Source organism: Jannaschia donghaensis (assembly GCF_001403795.1).
Lineage (GTDB): Bacteria > Pseudomonadota > Alphaproteobacteria > Rhodobacterales > Rhodobacteraceae > Jannaschia > Jannaschia donghaensis.
Map to the genome: position 1 here is coordinate 159,299 of NZ_CXSU01000012.1, position 15,964 is coordinate 175,262.

Sequence of the window (15,964 nt, forward strand, 5' to 3'; positions counted from 1 at the left end):
CAAAGCGCTCAACCATCCCAACGGCTTCCTGACGGGGTGTGATGACAAATCGGAGCACATCAATGAGCCGCGCAAGCTATTCCTTCACGTCGGAGTCCGTCTCCGAGGGGCACCCGGATAAGGTCTGCGACCGGATTTCGGACGCAATCCTCGATGCCCTCATTGCCGAGGAACCGGAGGCGCGTGTCGCCTGCGAGACTTTTGCAACGACCAACCGCGTCGTCATCGGCGGGGAGGTCGGGCTGACCGATCAAGGCAAGCTATCGGACTACATGGCCGGGGTCGAAGGCATCGTGCGCGACTGCATCCGCGACATTGGGTACGAACAGGAAAAATTCCACCACGAAACGGTGGAGGTGACAAACCTTCTGCACGAACAATCGGCGCACATCGCCCAGGGCGTCGACGCCGCCGGGAACAAGGACGAAGGGGCCGGGGACCAGGGCATCATGTTCGGTTATGCCTGTAATGAGACGGACGCGCTGATGCCCGCGCCGATCCTTTATGCCCATGCCATGCTTCGCCGTCTGGCGGAGGTGCGCAAGGACGGGACGGAGCCGACGCTGGGCCCGGATGCGAAATCGCAGCTGACCGTCCGATATGAGAACGGCGTGCCGGTGGGCGTTTCTTCGATCGTGCTGTCGACGCAGCATCTGGACGCGACCATGAGCAGCGCCGACGTGCGCGCGGTGATCGAGCCCTACGTCCGCGAGGTGCTGCCCGACGGTTGGATTGGCGCGGACACCGTGTGGCATGTCAACCCGACGGGCAAGTTCGTGATCGGCGGGCCGGATGGCGACGCCGGGCTGACGGGTCGCAAGATCATCGTCGATACCTACGGCGGTGCGGCCCCGCACGGTGGCGGCGCGTTTTCGGGCAAGGATCCGACCAAGGTCGACCGCTCCGCCGCCTACGCCGCGCGGTATCTGGCCAAGAACGTGGTGGCCGCCGGTCTGGCGACACGGTGCACCCTGCAACTGAGCTATGCCATCGGCGTATCCGAGCCGCTGTCGATCTATGCCGATTTGCACGGCACGGGGCAGGCGGACGAAGCCGCGATCGAGGCTGCGATCCGCAAAACGATGGATCTGACGCCACGGGGCATCCGCACGCAGCTCGACCTCAACCGCCCGATCTACCAGCGCACGGCAGCCTATGGTCATTTCGGGCGCGCGCCCGATGCGGACGGCGGTTTTTCGTGGGAGCGGACAGATCTGGCCGAGGCGTTGGCGAACGCCGTGTGACGCGCGGAGGCGTTAAACGGCCCAACGATGCAGCAGGTCCGGCCCGAGCACGCGGGTCTCGGTCAATCGCAGGCGCGGCGCATCGGCCAACAGGCTAAGCCCCATCGCGCCCAATGCCGGCGTGCCTTCGGCCCCGATCGCCGCGCCCGCAGTGTAGCAGTCGAGCCGGTCGACCAACCCCTGCGCCAACAGGGCGGCGGCGAGTGTTCCACCGCCTTCGCAATAGACTCGCGTCAGACCCCAGGTACCAAGTTCCTCCAACGCCACCGACAGGTCGATCTGACCGCCCGGGCCGGTGGCGCAGCGGATCGCCGTCACGCCCCGTGCCGTCAGTGCGGCGATGCGATCGTCGGGCGCGTCGCCGTAGATCATCCAGACCGGCGCATCCCCGCGCGTCATCGCGCTGTCCGCCGGTACGTTCAATCGCCGCGACAAGACGATCCGAACGGGTTGCGGCACATCCCCCATGTCGCGCACGGTCAATTGTGGGTCGTCGGCCCGCGCGGTTCCCGCACCGACCATCACCGCATCGTGGCGCGCGCGCTGCGCATGGACATGGGCGCGAGCGTCGGGACCGGTGATCCATCGACTTTCGCCGCTGGCCGTCGCAATCCGCCCGTCGAGCGTCATGGCAAGCTTCAGCGTCACCATGGGACGGGATCGCATGACACGGCTGAGGAATCCGGCCTGAAGGGTGCGGGCCTCGGCTTCCATGACGCCTTCGATCACGTCGATACCGGCGGCGCGCAGACGGGCGATCCCGCTGCCGGCCACGCGCGGGTCCGGGTCGACCAACGCGACGACAACACGGGCGATACCGGCCGAAACAAGAGCGTCGGCGCAGGGCGGCGTCTTGCCGTGGTGGGCACACGGCTCCAACGTCACATAGGCCGTGGCGCCCTGCGCCGCATCGCCCGCTTGCGTCAGCGCCTGCGTTTCTGCGTGGGGCCGCCCGCCGTCCGCGGTCCGCGCGCGGCCAAGGACCACGCCATCCTTGACGATAAGACAGCCCACCGCCGGGTTCGGCCAGACGCGGCCTAGCCCGCGCGCCGCAAGGGTCAGCGCGTGGGCCATGAATCGGTCGTCGCTCACGTGTCGATGCTAGGGGGGCGCAGTTCGTGGACGAAGTCCTCGAAATCGTCAGCGGCCTGGAAGTTCTTGTAGACGCTGGCAAACCGCACATAGGCCACGGTGTCGATGCGCGCCAGGCTTTCCATCACGATCTCGCCGATCTGCTTGGAGGGGATGTCGGTGTCGCCCATCGATTCAAGCCGCCGGACGATACCGGAAATCATCTGATCGATGCGCTCCGGCTCAATCGGACGTTTCTGCATGGAAATGCGGATGGAGCGTTCCAGCTTATCGCGGTCAAACTCCTCGCGCTTACCGTTCGTTTTGATAACGACCAGATCGCGGAGTTGCACCCGCTCGTAGGTGGTGAACCGGCCGCCGCACGACGGGCAGAACCGGCGACGCCGGATCGCGACGTGGTCTTCGGCCGGACGCGAATCCTTTACCTGGGTATCGACGTTTCCGCAGAATGGGCAGCGCATGGGTCGTCTCCGGGCCGGGGGGCCCCGCCAGATATGGCGAACGGGACCAGAAGTTGATGCATCGTCACTTTGCCCCCCCAAGGATGGTGAGGCAAGGGCCTAGCTGTCGGCCATGAAATGCGCGGCAACGGTTCGGGTGTGTGCCCGATCGCGGTGTTCGACCAGGTAAATCCCCTGCCATCTCCCCAGAGCCATACGCCCGTCGATCACCGGAATCTGCAGACTGACGGGCAGCAGCATCGCCTTGATGTGCCCCGGCATGTCGTCAGGCCCTTCATAAGTATGGGTCAGATAAGCCATCGTGGGGTCAGTGGTCGGCGGCACGGTGCGCGACAGCCAGGCGACCAGATCGGTCTGCACCTCTGGGTCAGCGTTTTCCTGGATGAGCAGGCTGGCAGAGGTGTGCCGTACGAACAGGGTCAGAAGGCCAGACGCGTCCGGCAGCCAAGCGGCCACCTCGTCGGTGAATTCGGTCAGGCCGGGCCCGTTTGTCCGGACCGCGAAGGACCCGTGCATCAGGCGGGCAAGTCCAGAAAACGGCCGCGCACATCCGGCGACGGGATCATGCAGGAATCGGTTCTGCCGAAGATACGATATCGGTTCCGAGCAATCGCGTGATAAAGCGGGTCTTTGACCGGCCCAGGCAGCCATGCCGCCATCGATAGGACGCGCCAAGGCCAGCCCAGCGCGCGCATGGCGGCGGCAAAGGCGTCCATGCGCTGGTGGATGGTGCCATCGACGATCACGATATTGGTCTCGAATTCATCCGTCGGCAGGCCGAGGTCGCGGTAGATGGCCTGCCCAAGGGGCGATTGCGCCGTGACGAAGCGAAAACGTCGGTCGGTGTCGACCCTGGTCACGAACTTGAAGAACCCCGAGCAGAGGACGCAGACGCCGTCGAAAACGATCAGGTCGTTGCTTTCGATGGTGTCGCGGACGGTTGGGGACAGGGCAGAAAGAACGGTCATGTCATCGTGTTACCCCGACCTGCGACCGCGGGAAAGGCGGCAGCCTGCCGCGCCGGTCCGCTTGGGCCGGCTTCCTTGACCGCGCGGGACGGCCCTGTGCAGGTTGGCGGGGTTCACCAAAGGGAGAAGAGCCATGAGCATCGCACGCGTCACCGAGATTTCCGCCACGTCGAAGAAAAGCTTCGACGACGCCGTCGCCAAGGGTGTGGCCCGCGCCAACGACACCCTGCGCAACGTCCAGAGTGCTTGGGTCAAAGAGCAGTATGTCCGCGTCAATAACGGCAAGGTCGACCATTATCAGGTCAACATGATGGTCACTTTCGTTCTAGAGGACGACAAGAAGTCCAAGAAGAAATAGCCTGCGGCATTCGCGCCCGCCGCCGGAACGCGGCGGGACACCGTGCGTTTCCTATCAGATTGCGCCGACACCGGTGCTGCGAAACAAGGAGAACGCGATGACAGACGAGAGCCGCATCGACCGCACGGACCGCACTAAGGACGGGGCCGTCGCCGCGCCGACACCTGCCGCCGGGACGACCCATGACCCGAATTCCGTCACGACGGGCACACCGCAGGAACCGACAGGCGACGTCTATCCGCCAAAGGGTGAAAGCGAAGATCACTGATCGGATAGATACGAAAAAGCCCCGGAAATGTCCGGGGCTTTTTAAGTCCGATCTGACCGGTTAGCCGAAGATACCGTCGCCCTGCTGGTCAATCATCGTCCGGGCCTTGGCGGCGGATGCATCTCTCGCCTCCTGCTCATCGGCAAGCGTGTCGGCGCGGATCAGGTGATGAGATCTAACATCGCCGTCGACCACCCGTTCGATCCGCGCGGCGATGCGCCACTTGGACCCGTCGCGCATCGGTTCGGGATAGATCATGTAGCCATTGTACTCGACCGGCTTGGCGACGTTCGTTTGCGGGCTCGCCGCGCCACCGCCGAAAAGCCGGGAAAGAAAGCCCGCCATTACTGATCCAGGAACGACCGCAGCTTGCGCGACCGGCTGGGATGCTTGAGCTTGCGAAGGGCCTTCGCCTCGATCTGGCGGATCCGTTCGCGCGTCACGCTGAATTGCTGGCCCACTTCCTCCAACGTGTGATCGGTGTTCATCCCGATGCCGAAGCGCATGCGCAGCACGCGTTCTTCCCTCGGGGTGAGGGAGGCGAGGACGCGGGTCGTGGTTTCCTTCAGGTTCTCCTGAATGGCGGAATCCAGCGGCAGGACAGCATTCTTATCCTCGATGAAATCGCCCAGCTGGCTGTCTTCCTCATCGCCGATGGGCGTTTCCAGCGAAATCGGTTCCTTGGCGATCTTCATCACCTTGCGAACCTTTTCCAACGGCATCTGCAGCTTGGCGGCCAATTCCTCCGGTGTCGGCTCCCGACCAATTTCGTGAAGCATCTGGCGGCCTGTTCGGACCAGCTTGTTGATCGTTTCAATCATGTGCACGGGGATACGGATCGTGCGGGCTTGGTCCGCAATGGACCGGGTGATGGCCTGACGAATCCACCAGGTCGCATAGGTCGAGAACTTGTAGCCGCGACGGTACTCGAACTTGTCGACGGCCTTCATGAGACCGATGTTGCCTTCCTGGATCAAATCCAGGAACTGCAGGCCGCGGTTGGTGTATTTCTTGGCGATAGAAATCACGAGGCGCAGGTTGGCCTCGACCATTTCCTTCTTGGCCTGACGGGCTTCTTTCTCGCCCTTCTGCACTTGGTTCACGATGCGGCGGAATTCGTTGATGTCGACGCCGACGTATTGGCCCACCTGGGCCATGTCGCCGCGCAACTCGTCCACCTTGTCGCGCGAGCGTTCGAACAACGCCTGCCAGCCGCGCCCGGTCTTTTCGGACATGCGGTCGACCCACCCGGGGTCCAATTCGTGACCGCGATATTCCTCGATGAATTCGCGGCGGTTGATGCGCGCCTGATCGGCCAGTTTCACCATGCCCGAGTCGATGGACATGATGCGGCGGTTGATGCCGTAAAGCTGATCGATGAGGGCTTCGATGCGGTTGTTATGCAGGTGCAGCGCATTCACCATCTCGACGATTTCGGAGCGCAGCGCCTGATACGACGATTCTTCCTTATCGGAGAAAGTGTCATCCTCGTTTAGCGTCGCCGAAATCCGCAAGTCCTGCATCTCGGCCAGCTTGGTGTAATCGTCCGCGATGACGTCCAGCGTTTCCAGGACGCGCGGCTTGAGCGCGGCCTCCATCGCGGCAAGCGACAGGTTCGCGCCTTCGTCCTCGTCTTCGTCATCATCGTCTTCGATCGTGATCGGATTGCCGTCGGCATCCAGCTCGGGCTTGCCGTCGGTCTTGTCGGCAGAGGGCACGATCCCCGCCACAGGCGTTTCGGCCTCTTCTTCCATCTGGTCGCCGAACGTCGTCTCCAGATCGATCACGTCGCGCAGCAGGATGTCTTCGGACAGCAGTTCGTCGCGCCAAATCGTGATCGCCTGGAAGGTCAGGGGGCTTTCGCATAGGCCCAGGATCATCGTGTTGCGGCCAGCTTCGATGCGCTTGGCGATGGCGATTTCGCCCTCGCGCGACAGCAATTCGACGCTGCCCATTTCGCGCAGATACATGCGGACAGGGTCGTCCGTACGGTCCAGCTTGGTCTCGGACGCGTCGGTCGTGGCGACGTCGCCGCCCTTCTTGGACGCATCCACGACGGCGGTGCCGGACTTCGATTTCTCGTCGTCTTCGTCCTCGGCCTCCTCGGCTTCGACGATGTTGATGCCCATCTCGGACAGCATCGACATCACGTCTTCGATCTGCTCCGACGACACCTGCTCGGGCGGCAGAACTTCGTTAAGCTGATCGTAGGTGATGTAGCCCCGCGTCCGCGCCTCGGCGATCATCCGTTTGACGGCAGCCTGGCTCATATCGAGCGAGTGATCCCCCTCGGGATCCCGCTGCTTGTCGTCGTCTGTGTCCTTGGCCATCGGCGCGCTCCGTTCAGGAGTGAATCTTCGTGGATCGTTCGACGAATCACTAGCGCGAATCGCCGGGGACCGCACCCCGAATCACTTTTCGGTCGTTGATTTGCCTGCCGGCGTTGCCAGAAGGCTGTCGTAGTAGTCGGCGAAGGAGGTTTCCTCCTCGCCGGTCGCCGTATCGTCTTCGCGGGGGCGCATCGCGGCGGTCTGTCGCTTGCCGGCTTCCGCCAACCGCCAGGTCATCGCCTCGTCGGCTGCGCCATCCTCGAAATCCTCCTCCGCCTCGCGGGTCTCGCGGGCCTTGGCGCGTCGCGCCTCCAGCCGGGTCGTGGCGTCGCGGATGCAAAGGCGTGCCGCGTCGCCATCCCCGCGTGTGACGGGTGATATGCGGACATGGCGCTGCGCAAGAAGCGTTTCAAGGGCCTCTGTGCCGATCCTCGCTTCCAGAATGTCGAGCATTTCGCCCATTTCCAGACCAGCGTCTGCTGCCAGCAAGGCCTGACCGATCCAGACATGCTCGTCCTGCCCCCAGGTCCCGCCTTCCAGAAGGTCGGTGAATTCCGCGATCAATTCGGGATGTCGGATCAATCCGGCCAGGATCACCTGTTCCAGCAGAAGGTCCGGCGTCGTGGAGCCGGAGGCCAAGGCGGAGGCGCGCGCCGTCGTCGTGGCCTGCGCCGGCGGCTTCCATTTCTGTCCGGGCGTCCACGGTCGGTCGCGGCGATACGCAGGATTCGGCACGAAAACGCGGTCCGGTTCGGTCGGCGGGGCGGGGGGCACGTCGAAGACCGGGGCCCGGGTCAGGGGTATGCCGAACAACTCGGCGCGCAGACGCGCGACTTCCTCGGCATAGTGTCGACGCAGACTGGCGTCTTTGATCCGGCGCAGAACCGCGCGCAGATCCCGGTCCAGCATGGCGCGCCGTTCGGGACTGTCGAAGCTCTTTCCTTCCGTTTCCCGCTTCCACAGCAGGGACAGCATGGATTTGGCGTCGTCCAGAACCGCGCGCATGGCCCGCGGTCCGGCGTCGCGGATCAGGTCGTCGGGATCCTTGCCTTCAGGCAGAACGGCGAAGCGCAGACTTTGCCCGGCTTCGATCAACGGAAGGGCCAGGTCGGCGACCCGAAGGCCTGCACGCTGTCCGGCGGCATCCCCGTCGAGTGCGATCAGCGGCTCGGGCGTGACGCGCCAGAGCATCTGAAGCTGTCGTTCCGTCACGGCGGTGCCCAGGGGGGCCACCGCCGCTTCGAACCCGGCCTGCGCCAATGCGATGACATCCATGTAGCCTTCGGCCACAACCAGCGGCTGCCCTTTGCCCGCCGCCGCGCGCGCGTCGCGCAAGTTGTAAAGGTTCGATCCCTTGTCGAAGAGCGGTGTCTCGGGAGAGTTCAGGTATTTGGCTTTGGCATTGGGGTTCATCGCCCGTCCGCCGAACCCGATGCACCGTCCGCGCACATCGCGGATCGGAAAGATGATGCGGTGGATGAAGCGATCACGGGCGGCGCGGCCGTCCTCCGCCGGAACCGCCAGGCCGGCACCCTCCAGCATGTCGAAAGGGATGCCCTTGTCGGCCATCGCCCGGAGAAACGCGTCGGAGGCATCGGGCGCGAAGCCAATTTCGAAGCGGTTAAGCGTCTCGCGCGTCAGGCCTCGCAGATCGAGATAGGCGCGCGCATCCGATGCGGCACCGGTGGCCAGTTGCAGGCGGAACCACTTCACCGCCTCTTCCGTCACCTCGGCGAGGCGGGTCCGCAGGTCGGATTTTTCCGCGGCCTTGGGGTCACGGGCCGGCATCGGCATCCCGGCCTCACCTGCCAGAATTTCCACCGCTTCCATGAACCCGACGTTCTCCGTCTCTTGCACGAAACCGAAGACATTGCCCTTCGCCTGACAGCCGAAGCAGTAATAGAATCCCTTCTGGTCATCGACGTGGAAGCTGGCCGATTTTTCCTGATGAAAGGGGCAGGGCGCCCACCAATCGCCCTTGGCCTGATTGGTTTTCTTCATGTCCCACGTGACCTTGCGCCCGACCACGGCCGAAAGGCTGAGGCGGTTGCGCAGGTCGTCCAGGAAACTGTCGGGTAGCCGCATCATTGCAATATCGTATCGACCCGTTGGAGAGTCGAGGGTCGGGCATGTCGATTTCGGGGTTGAGATGGCCCGGACCAGTTGATCATCGCCATCTCCGGCCGGGTGATCTATCGCACCTTCGAGGTGCCAATTGGCGTATGTGTCATAACCAATTAAGCGAAAGTCGCCGAACACGGTTGTCCAATGTCATTGGTTCTCACGGGACGCTGAAATACCACCCCAAGAGGTGGCCTAATCCGATTCAGCCCTGGCCCGTTCATATCGTTTGATCTGAAGATCAATCGTCGCAGTCTCCACTATCTACCAACAGAAAACCGTTCACTTCGACGGGATCAGAATTGCACCCGTCCTCGAAGACGCCGACGCTAGTGTTGTCTTGGACGATGGAGCTTTCGATCTTGAATGCAACACCGCCCAGATAGCGATGGTCAATCGGAACGACATTTGGAATGATCCGGTCGCTCAAACCCACATTAAACATAGGTTGATCGTAAGTGTATGCTTCAACTAGAGTTACTCTTCTACCGTTATCAATACGCGGGATTTCGCTCAACAAGCCATCGAGTATGGCCGGTGTCATCGCTGGTTGCCCATCGGTCGCATAGGAGAACATGATGTCTAGGCCATCGTCCGTGCGACGCAATTCGGTGAATCGCATGAAACTGGCGTCTTCGGAGAACGTCAGTGTTTCGTAGACATCCGTCAAGCCGTTGAGGTCGTGAGGAGTGACGTAGCCGCGCTGTCGAGATAGAATATCAGCCACCGTATTGCTGGCTTTCATCATTTGCGCTTCGCGACGGTACTGATCGAAGTATTGATAGCCGACGACGTACATCATTACGAGCAAGGGCAACATGATCGCCGCTTCGATGGCAAGGGCGGCGCGTTCCTCGGTGCCGAAGCGGCGCAGCGTCTGGAACATCCGATAGGGTATGGAGGGCATCATGTGCATCATCCTCAGTTCTCTTCGACGACAAAGGCGCTGGCTGTGACGATCCGGAAAGTCCCGTCGTCTTCGTTCACCAGATAAGATCCGAGCGTCCGGTTCCCCGCCAGCACGGTGAGCGGCAGGGACGGTTGTACGGAGTAGCATGCGCGGATCATCACCATCCGGCCCGATCGGCCGCTGACGAAGCTCGACTGCGGAACGATGGAAGTCAGCTGGTTAACGCAGGGTGTGTCCGCGGCAGGCATGTCATAGGTCGTCTGATCGATGAACGATAATTCGATCAGCATATTCTGCTGACAATCGGGCAAGATCGTCGCGCGTTCGCAGACCCGGTTACGAACCTGATTTTGGGACACCGTGCTGCCGGTATCCAGACGGATATCGCGCACGACGATGTGGACCGCACGCTCCATCATCACCTGGCGGGTCAGCATCATCGAAGCCTCGAACGAGGAGATGAAGATCATCAGGAACGCCGGAACGAGGATGACGAACTCGACCGAGGCACCGCCCGCTTCGCGCGCGGCCGCCGGAAGTCCGGCGATGCGGTCTAGACCGCCCAGAAGGGCGTTGGACAGACGGACCCACGCCCGCCTGATCCAATATGTCGCGCGCTCTATCATTGGGTCAACCGCAGGCGGCTGACCGAGGCGAGCACGTCGTCGAAGGCGGCTGCGATGTCGAGGTCCTCAACGTCGAAGTAGCTGCCTTCGTTGCCTTCGCCGGCACAGTCCAGCATCGCGGCCTGCCCGTCTTCGGGGGCCTGGAAGGCGATGGTATAGATGACCACGCCCGCATCGCGCGCCGCCTTGCAGATATTGGAAAGGTTGTTGTCCGCGCGTTCCTGCCCATGCGTCGTCTCCCAGGAGTAGAAGTAGTCGACGCGCGTGTTCCAGGCAGCGCCGCCAAGAAGCGTGTTGGCAATATAGCTCATCGACAGCGAGCTCAGGGCCTGCGGCCAGCTCAACTCGATTGCATCCGTGCCGCCGTACTTGCCGTTGCGGTACCCTTTGAGGTGCGTGACATAGTATTTCCCGACGTCCTGGGACCAAATCGAATAGCGTGTGACGTAGGTATGGCCTTCGTGGTCATCGAACCGGGCGAGGCAGTAGCCGCGCTGCTGTTCCGTCCCGAAGGCGCAGCCAGCCCCGTTGAACCCGTAACGGTTGATCGCGATTTGGGTGCCCCGGATATCTTCACGGAGCGCGGGAATGGGGGAGCCATCGTCGATGGATGCAAGCGTCGGGGCTTCCGTCGCGTCGTCATACGGGGAGGGCTGACCGGCCTCGTGCCAATCCTTACACAATTCGGCATCGGCACTTGAGAAACCGTCGTTTCGGTCTTCCTGATACCAGCGGCGGTTACCGTTCCGATCGATATAGTAATTCCAGACCGGATCCTCGTCGTTATCGTAGCCGACGCACATATCTACCAGGGCTTCGCGATAGATGTGGATTTTCGAGCCGCCCGATTTGCGATCGTGCTTCAGATCCCATTGCTGCGTATTCACACCGTCTGTCATCACGACCAGGACCTTGTGCGTGTCGACCGTACTGTAAGCGACGGGGCGCCCCACGAAATCGGTCGAGACCTGCTCGGCCAGCGGGATATCGACCGAGTTTGCCAGTTCGGTCAGCTCGTCCTTGGACGACGGATCAAGGAGCAGGCTACCCCATTTCACGCCCAGATCCATGGCAGTCCAATGGCTCGCCCTAAGGTCGCCGATCCGCGATTGCAGCTCGGCTACGTTGTTGGACCAAGGCAGGATCGCGGCGTAGTTGTCCGTCAGGCAATTGGGCTGTTCCACCAAACCGACGGCATTGACGTTACCCGAACGGAAGTCGAAATGGCCCATGCGCTGCAATTCGTCACCCGGGCCCATGGCCGTCGTATTGAATTCGTCGTCCGCGAATACGACGCAGTTGGAGAAAACATGTTCATCTGTGATGTCGAACACCCCGTTGACCAGCGAGCCCGCATTCACGCGGTCGTTGTACGGTACGAGAGAGATTGACGTCAGGTCCTCCCGACCCTGAAGAAGCTGGGCGACAAAATCCGATGCGGCGGTGTGAAGCGATTCGATTTTCGCTCCGCCCATCGACCCCGAGATGTCGACGACCAGCGAAAGCTCCAGCTCGGTACGCACTTCGCGCGCTTCCGACGAGACGGGCTGCACCAGGGTGTCGTATCCGAGCATGTCGAGAAACAGGCTGTTGGTTTCCGCGTTCGACGACACGCTGACCCTGCGATCTGACCCAACCTGCGTGGTCGTGACCTGAATACTGTCTTCGTCCAGACCCGCGGCGCGCACGTAGTCTTTCACGATTTCTTCTGCGGAGCGGGTCTGATCCAGGCCCGCTGCGGCAAGGGAGGCGCGGTCGACCGCATACTGCAATTCGGTTCGTTTCACCTCCGAACGCATGATGTCGAGCGCGATGCCGCCGGCTGTCATCATCAACAGGAAGATCATCAGGCCGAAGATGGTCAAGCTGCCATCTTCGCGCTTGTAGAAATCAAGCACCGCCCAGTTGGGGGCACGTCGGGTCGAAGTGTCGATCATGCGAGTCACGGTAGATACCACGCGGTCTATAAAAAACGAATTACGAGCGACTCAGGCAGACCGAGTCGTATTGCTTTTTATCCAAAGTGATCGGGGTCACTGGCGGGCGGTATTGAGGTCAAATCTTGTCATTGTTCCTGCATTTTAGGCATTCGGACTAGATTGGCTGTGTCGTTTCCCGATTCCTGCCCTAAGCTGATGGGCAACCGGAGGCGTGGCCGTTTCGGCCAAGGGAGATCGGTATGAATGCGAAGAGCGGTGGATTCAGCGCGTCTGTAAACGCGATGTACGACAGGGCCGTCGGTTTGATGGACCTCAGCCCCGGACTGGTGGAGAAGATCCGCGTTTGCAACGCGACGTACACGGTGCGGTTCGGCGTGCGCTTGCGTGGCTCGATCCATACCTTCACCGGCTACCGATCCGTGCATTCCGAGCACATGGAACCGGTGAAGGGCGGCATCCGCTATTCGCTGGCCGTGCATCAGGACGAGGTGGAGGCGCTGGCCGCGCTGATGACCTATAAATGTGCGCTGGTGGAGACGCCGTTCGGTGGGTCAAAGGGCGGTCTTTGCATCGATCCGACGGCCTGGGACGCGCACGAACTGGAGCTGATTACCCGGCGCTTCGCCTATGAGCTGATCAAGCGCGATCTCATCAACCCCGCCCAGAACGTCCCCGCCCCCGACATGGGCACCGGAGAGCGGGAGATGGCGTGGATGGCCGATCAGTATAAGCGGATGAAGACTACGGACATCAATGGTAATGCCTGCGTCACCGGCAAGCCGCCCCACGCCGGAGGCATCGCCGGACGGGTCGAGGCGACGGGGCGAGGCGTGCAATATGCCCTGCAGGAATTCTTCCGCCACCCCGAGGATGTCAAGATCGCCGGGCTGGACGGTTCGCTGGAAGGCAAGCGCGTGATCGTGCAAGGCCTGGGCAACGTCGGCTTCCACGCCGCACATTTCCTGTCGACCGAAGACGGGGCCAAGGTCACCGCGGTAATCGAACGCGACGGCGCTGTCACCAACGATGCTGGCCTGGACGTAGAGGCGCTGCAGGCCCACATTCGCCGCACCGGCGGGGTGAAGAACTTCGCCAGCGGCCACTACGTCGAAGACGGGGCCAGCGTCATGGAAATGGATTGCGACATCCTGATCCCCGCCGCGCTGGAGGGGGTGATCCACGAAGGCAACGCCGCGCGCATCAGGGCACCGCTGATCATCGAAGCGGCCAACGGGCCCGTCACGTCGGAGGCGAACGAGATCCTGATCGACAAGGGCTGCGTCATCATTCCCGACCTCTATGCCAACGCGGGCGGCGTTACCGTCAGCTATTTCGAATGGGTCAAGAACCTGAGCCATATCCGCTTCGGCCGGATGCAACGCCGGGCCGAGGAAGCGCGCCACCACGTTCTGGTCAACGAACTGGAGCGACTGTCCAAGAGCAAGGAGGTGGCCTGGACCCTGTCGGACGGATTCAAACGCGACTACCTGCGCGGCGCCGGAGAGTTGGAGTTGGTGCGCTCGGGTCTCGACGACACCATGCGCGGGGCCTACGGCGCGATGCGCGAGGTTTGGCACGCGCGCAACGACGTGCCGGACCTGCGCACGGCCGGCTTCATCGTATCGATCGGACGGATCGCATCGAGTTACCAGGCCAAGGGGCTCTGACGCCGACCGTCCGAAAGACCCGGCTGGGAGGGGTGCGGAGCATGGCGATCCGCACCCCCGGTCGCCTCATTCCTTCGACTTGAGCGTCGCGACCGCATCGTCGTCCTCACCGAACCGGGTGAGCAGCGCGTTCTCCAGCCCCTGACTGAATTCTCGCGCTTTGGCCGCGTATTCCGGGTTCTTCTCGATCGGGACGCCGGGCTTCCAGAGCTTGGCAAGGGCAAGCAGCGTTTCGCGGTCGTGCTTGAAGAAGGCCTCGCGCGCCGAATGGGCTTCGCTTTCGGACCAGCCCAGCTGTTCCAGCGCATATCGACCCGCCCGCAGGGAGCTGTCGAACATTTCCCGCACGATCTGGTCCGCCCCGGCGCGGTATAGCTCGTAGGTGTGAACCCGGTCATAGGCGCGCGCGATGACGTGGATATCCGGGTTTGCCATCTTCGCCTGCTTGACCAGCTTGATTGCGTCGCCCCGGTCGTCCAGGGCGACGACTATGATCTTGGCCGTCTTCAGCCCCGCCGCCTCCAGCAGTTCGGGTCGCGTCGGATCGCCCAGATAGGTCTTGATGCCGAACGTCCGCAGCAGCTTGATGGTTTCTAGATCGCGGTCGAGTACCACCGAACTGAGTCCCGCGCCGCGCAGCATCCGGTGGACCACCTGTCCGAACCGGCCCACGCCCGCGATGATGACCTCCGCCTGTTCGTCGATGTCGTCGTCGGGCGCGGCCTCTCCTTCGGGCTGATTGGCTGCAAGGCGGTCGTAGGCGATGAACAAAAGCGGCGTCAAAAGCATCGACAGCGCGATCACGAGAAGGAGGATGCCGCGCAACTCTCCATCGATGACGCCGTCTCCGAAGGCGACGGAGACCAGCACGAAACCGAATTCACCCGCTTGCGCCAGTGACAGAGTAAACAGCAGCCGGTCGCGCCCTCTGACGCGAAACACCAGCGCAAGGCCGAAGAGGATCGCGCCCTTCAGCGTGATCAGCGCCATGACCGCCCCAAGCACCACGAACGGAGCTGCCGCGAAGGTGCCGAAGTCTATGCCGGCCCCCACGGTGATGAAAAACAACCCCAGCAGGATGCCTTTGAACGGCTCGATATCCGCCTCCAGCTCGTGCCGGAATTCCGAATTGGCAAGGACCACGCCGGCAAGGAACGTGCCGAGCGCGGGCGAAAGCCCCACCGTCGACATCAGCACTGCGACACCGATCACGAACAGCAGGGTGACGACGGTGTGCATTTCGCGCAAGCGTGCGCGCCCCGCAAAGTTGAAGACGGGACGTGTCAGGAAAGTCCCGCCCAAGATCACGACCGCGACCGCGCCGACGGTCAGCAGCGCCAAACCCCAACCGGGCAGCGTGTCGACCCAGTGGCCGACCTCCGCCATCATGGTCGCGCTTTCGCCATCACCCATCGAGGGTGCTTGGCCGTGGCCGCCGTCCGAAGATCCGCCGCCACTGCGGCCCGTGGCCAGCAGCGGCATGATCGCCAGCATGGGGATGACGACGATATCCTGCGCCAACAGAACGGAGAACGCGGATCGCCCGCCCCGGGTCGCGGTCAGATCCTTTTCGTTCAGCGTCTGCATGATGATCGCCGTCGACGACAGCGCCAGGATCATGCCGACCGCGGTGGCCACCTGCCACGTCAGGCCCAGTGCCATTGTGCCGGCCACGATGGCACCACCCGTCAACAGGATCTGTCCCAAACCCAACCCCAGAAGTCGCGTTCGCATGTCCCAAAGGGTGCGCGGTTCCAACTCCAATCCGATCACGAAGAGCATCATGACGACGCCGAATTCGGCGAAATGCTGGAGCTGTTCCGTCTCGGACCCGACCAGACCGGTCACCGGGCCGATCAGGATACCCGCGACCAGGTAGCCGAGAACCGAACCGAAGCCAAATCGCACGGCCAGCGGCACGCAGATCGTTGCGGCACCAAGGTAGATGACGGCTTGAAAGAGAAACGTATCCATCAGCG

The 15,964-nt window shown here is 62.5% G+C and carries 15 protein-coding genes and 1 riboswitch; of the genes, 4 read left to right on the top strand and 11 right to left on the bottom strand.

The window, feature by feature from the left end:
* Positions 1-9 precede the first annotated feature (9 nt).
* Positions 10-57: riboswitch (SAM-SAH riboswitch) on the top strand.
* Between the two features lie 5 nt (positions 58-62).
* Entirely contained in the window at positions 63-1,244 is a 1,182-nt protein-coding gene (gene metK / locus JDO7802_RS09945) for a methionine adenosyltransferase (RefSeq protein WP_055085146.1), read from the top strand.
* A 12-nt stretch (positions 1,245-1,256) separates the two neighbouring features.
* Here the strand turns inward: metK and ribD are convergent, their stop codons facing one another.
* From ribD to JDO7802_RS09965, 4 genes are all read right to left on the bottom strand, one after another.
* Positions 1,257-2,336, bottom strand: a complete 1,080-nt coding sequence (gene ribD, locus JDO7802_RS09950; RefSeq protein ID WP_245624168.1) for a bifunctional diaminohydroxyphosphoribosylaminopyrimidine deaminase/5-amino-6-(5-phosphoribosylamino)uracil reductase RibD — start codon at positions 2,334-2,336, stop codon at positions 1,257-1,259.
* Complete coding sequence (nrdR, locus tag JDO7802_RS09955; protein ID WP_055085150.1) at positions 2,333-2,797, bottom strand: transcriptional regulator NrdR; 465 nt, start codon at positions 2,795-2,797, stop codon at positions 2,333-2,335. The genes ribD and nrdR overlap by 4 nt, the downstream gene beginning before the upstream one ends.
* Before the next feature lie 99 nt (positions 2,798-2,896).
* A complete protein-coding gene (locus JDO7802_RS09960) occupies positions 2,897-3,313 on the bottom strand; it encodes a secondary thiamine-phosphate synthase enzyme YjbQ (protein ID WP_055085152.1) in 417 nt (138 codons plus the stop codon).
* Positions 3,313-3,765: a thiol-disulfide oxidoreductase DCC family protein gene (locus JDO7802_RS09965; RefSeq protein WP_055085154.1), complete on the bottom strand. Its 453-nt coding sequence runs from the start codon at positions 3,763-3,765 to the stop codon at positions 3,313-3,315. Before JDO7802_RS09965 ends, JDO7802_RS09960 begins: the two co-directional genes overlap by 1 nt.
* Positions 3,766-3,898: 133 nt before the next feature.
* Between JDO7802_RS09965 and JDO7802_RS09970 the strand changes: the two genes are divergently transcribed.
* Positions 3,899-4,123 (top strand): dodecin family protein, encoded by a 225-nt coding sequence (locus JDO7802_RS09970; protein ID WP_055085156.1) that lies wholly within the window; start codon positions 3,899-3,901, stop codon positions 4,121-4,123.
* Between the two features lie 97 nt (positions 4,124-4,220).
* On the top strand, positions 4,221-4,391 hold the full coding sequence (locus JDO7802_RS18270) for a hypothetical protein (RefSeq protein ID WP_187298123.1): 171 nt from the start codon (positions 4,221-4,223) through the stop codon (positions 4,389-4,391).
* A gap of 60 nt (positions 4,392-4,451) precedes the next feature.
* Here the strand turns inward: JDO7802_RS18270 and JDO7802_RS09975 are convergent, their stop codons facing one another.
* From JDO7802_RS09975 to JDO7802_RS10000, 6 genes are all read right to left on the bottom strand, one after another.
* Positions 4,452-4,736, bottom strand: coding sequence for an HlyU family transcriptional regulator (locus JDO7802_RS09975; RefSeq protein WP_055085158.1), 285 nt, complete (start codon positions 4,734-4,736; stop codon positions 4,452-4,454).
* Positions 4,736-6,721: an RNA polymerase sigma factor RpoD gene (gene rpoD / locus JDO7802_RS09980; protein ID WP_055085160.1), complete on the bottom strand. Its 1,986-nt coding sequence runs from the start codon at positions 6,719-6,721 to the stop codon at positions 4,736-4,738. The genes JDO7802_RS09975 and rpoD overlap by 1 nt, the downstream gene beginning before the upstream one ends.
* Positions 6,722-6,802: 81 nt before the next feature.
* Positions 6,803-8,806: a DNA primase gene (gene dnaG / locus JDO7802_RS09985; protein ID WP_055087197.1), complete on the bottom strand. Its 2,004-nt coding sequence runs from the start codon at positions 8,804-8,806 to the stop codon at positions 6,803-6,805.
* A 277-nt stretch (positions 8,807-9,083) separates the two neighbouring features.
* Entirely contained in the window at positions 9,084-9,761 is a 678-nt protein-coding gene (locus JDO7802_RS09990) for a TadE/TadG family type IV pilus assembly protein (protein ID WP_055085162.1), read from the bottom strand.
* Between the two features lie 2 nt (positions 9,762-9,763).
* Entirely contained in the window at positions 9,764-10,378 is a 615-nt protein-coding gene (locus JDO7802_RS09995; protein WP_055085164.1) for a TadE/TadG family type IV pilus assembly protein, read from the bottom strand.
* Positions 10,375-12,315 (bottom strand): TadE/TadG family protein, encoded by a 1,941-nt coding sequence (locus JDO7802_RS10000; RefSeq protein ID WP_055085166.1) that lies wholly within the window; start codon positions 12,313-12,315, stop codon positions 10,375-10,377. Before JDO7802_RS10000 ends, JDO7802_RS09995 begins: the two co-directional genes overlap by 4 nt.
* A gap of 242 nt (positions 12,316-12,557) precedes the next feature.
* Between JDO7802_RS10000 and JDO7802_RS10005 the strand changes: the two genes are divergently transcribed.
* Positions 12,558-13,985 carry a Glu/Leu/Phe/Val family dehydrogenase gene (locus JDO7802_RS10005; RefSeq protein ID WP_055085168.1) on the top strand — a complete coding sequence of 476 codons (1,428 nt, stop codon included), beginning with the start codon at positions 12,558-12,560 and terminating at the stop codon, positions 13,983-13,985.
* 66 nt (positions 13,986-14,051) lie between these two features.
* Here JDO7802_RS10005 and JDO7802_RS10010 read toward each other — a convergent pair whose 3' ends face one another.
* Entirely contained in the window at positions 14,052-15,959 is a 1,908-nt protein-coding gene (locus tag JDO7802_RS10010; protein ID WP_055085171.1) for a cation:proton antiporter domain-containing protein, read from the bottom strand.
* Positions 15,960-15,964: the final 5 nt, after the last annotated feature.